Source organism: Nocardia rhamnosiphila NBRC 108938 (assembly GCF_000720425.1).
Classification (GTDB): Bacteria; Actinomycetota; Actinomycetes; order Mycobacteriales; family Mycobacteriaceae; genus Nocardia; species Nocardia rhamnosiphila.
This window is the reverse complement of record NZ_JOAJ01000061.1, coordinates 1-363: the sequence shown is the minus strand read 5'-3', so window position 1 is coordinate 363 and position 363 is coordinate 1. Positions and strand designations below refer to the sequence as shown.

Annotated in this window: 1 protein-coding gene; it reads right to left on the bottom strand. The window is 67.2% G+C overall.

The genetic code is table 11. The features are described 5' to 3' along the window. Nucleotides 1-54: 54 nt before the first annotated feature. Nucleotides 55-363, bottom strand: a 309-nt coding sequence (locus IG75_RS0135710) for a DoxX family protein (protein ID WP_030525775.1), incomplete at its 5' end; no start/stop codon positions are given.

Here is a 363-nt window from a genome sequence, read left to right as displayed (position 1 = left end):
ACGACCGGCGATCGGTGGCCGGGCCACCGATCGCCGGTCGTACCTATCGATTCCTCATCGCGACAGCGAATCGCGCAACGCGGTCACACCCGCCCGGCGCTCATAGGCGATCCAGGCAAAGATCGCGGCGAGCACCAGCGGGAAGATCGCCATCGCGGGCTTGTCGGCGATGAACGCCTGCGTCCCCGCCGCGAGCACCGTCAGCACCGACAAACCCACGGCGGCAAGCGCCGTCAGCCGCGGCACCATCAGAGCGATACCACCGGCGACCTCGACCACCCCGATGAAGATGAGCAGCGCGAACGGGATGGTCAGATTCTCGGGAGCGTTATCGGCCAGCGCGTTCGGCATCACGAGCTTCGG